1 protein-coding gene is annotated in these 1,861 nt (G+C 64.9%); it reads left to right on the plus strand.

Annotated features, from left to right (window positions below; genetic code table 11):
• Positions 1-602 precede the first annotated feature (602 nt).
• A complete protein-coding gene (gene rho / locus G7A99_RS14165; protein WP_018716545.1) occupies positions 603-1,859 on the plus strand; it encodes a transcription termination factor Rho in 1,257 nt (418 codons plus the stop codon).
• Positions 1,860-1,861 lie beyond the last annotated feature (2 nt).

The following is a 1,861-nucleotide window of genomic DNA, read 5'->3' on the forward strand; positions in this document are numbered from 1 at the left end:
GCCGCTGCGGCGTTGACACCCGCTTTGGGGGAGGCTAAGGTTACGACCGATATCGGCACCGTGTGCCTCCCTCACTGCTCAGCATAAGCTGGCCATATCCGCGCTGCCATTTATTTATAGCCCCAATCCCGAGACGACGGATGTTCCTGCGGCATTTTTCGTGTAATCGGCAAGGTGCTCCCGAGGGATTCAGGGCGTGAGCGCATCCGCCGCGGTTTTCCCGATGCCTGCGGTGCGATGGGGGCCTGGCAGTGTGCTCGGGTGATTGCGCGCAGTGCACGCCGCGGGAGCGCGGCGGCGCCGGCGGCAGCCGTCAGTGGTGGCGCGCGGGCGCGCGTCCGGGGAGCCACCGGCCCGGCCTTCCGGGAGGGTACCCCCGGCATGACGACGACAGAACAACAGTAACCGTGGAGGCCGCGGAGGCAGCGCGTTCGTCGTACTCGCGGGCCACTGCCTTCATCGAAGACGACCGGTGGATGCGGCGAGGGTGCTCCGCCCCTCGCCCCGTGATCGCAACAACCTCACAGCCGTGCCATTCGTGCGCCGGTCATGGTGACCGGGCCGATGCCGTGCGCGGGGCCAAATCCATGAAGCAGTAGCTGATGAATCTCACGGAACTCAAACAGAAACCTGCGACCGAGCTTGTGGAGATCGCCCAGGAGCTGGGCATCGAGGGCATGGCCCGCAACCGCAAGCAGGACGTCATCTTCTCCATCCTCAAGGCCCAGGCCAAGAAGGGCGAGGACATCTGGGGCAACGGCGTACTGGAGATCCTCCAGGACGGCTTCGGCTTCCTGCGCTCGGCGGACAGCTCCTATCTGGCCGGCCCGGACGACATCTACGTCTCCCCGAGCCAGATCCGGCGGTTCAGCCTGCGCACCGGCGACACGATCTCCGGCAAGATCCGGCCGCCGAAGGAGGGCGAGCGCTACTTCGCGCTGCTCAAGGTCGACGAGATCAACTTCGAGCGCCCGGACGCGGCGAAGAATAAGGTCCTGTTTGAGAACCTTACCCCGCTGTTCGCCAAGGACCGCATGGTCATGGAGCGGGGCAACGGCTCCACCGAGGACCTCACGGCCCGCGTCATCGACCTCACCGCGCCCATCGGCAAGGGGCAGCGCGGCCTGATCGTCTCTCCGCCGAAGGCGGGCAAGACCATGCTGCTGCAGAACATGGCCCAGTCGATCACGAGCAACTATCCCGAGTGCTACGTGATCGTGCTGCTCATCGACGAGCGGCCCGAGGAGGTCACGGAGATGCAGCGCACCGTGCGCGGCGAGGTGGTCTCCTCCACCTTCGACGAGCCGGCGAACCGCCACGTGCAGGTCGCGGAAATGGTGATCGAGAAGGCCAAGCGGCTGGTCGAGCACAAGAAGGACGTGGTGATCATGCTCGACTCCATCACCCGTCTCGCCCGTGCCTACAACACCGTCGTGCCCTCCTCCGGCAAGGTGCTCACCGGCGGTGTCGACGCCAACGCCCTGCACCGGCCCAAGCGCTTCTTCGGTGCGGCGCGCAACGTCGAGGAGGGCGGCAGCCTCTCGATCATCGCGACCTCGCTGGTCGAGACCGGTTCACGCATGGACGACGTGATCTACGAGGAGTTCAAGGGCACCGGCAACATGGAGATCCATCTGGATCGCCGCATCGCGGAGAAGCGGATCTATCCGGCCATCAATATCAATCGCTCGGGCACCCGCCGCGAGGAGCTGCTGATGACGCCGGACGAGCTCCAGAAGGTCTGGATCCTGCGCAAGCTCCTCCATCCGATGGATGAGCTCGCCGCCATCGAGTTCCTTCTCGACAAGCTCAAGGACACCAAGACCAACAGCGAGTTCTTCGATTACATGAAGCGCTGAGC

The sequence above is a fragment of the Arhodomonas sp. KWT genome (assembly GCF_010993615.1).

What these genes read in the sequence shown, in the direction of transcription:
- rho (WP_018716545.1), top strand. Translation starts at nt 603, where the DNA reads ATGAATCTCACGGAACTCAAACAGAAACCTGCGACCGAGCTTGTGGAG.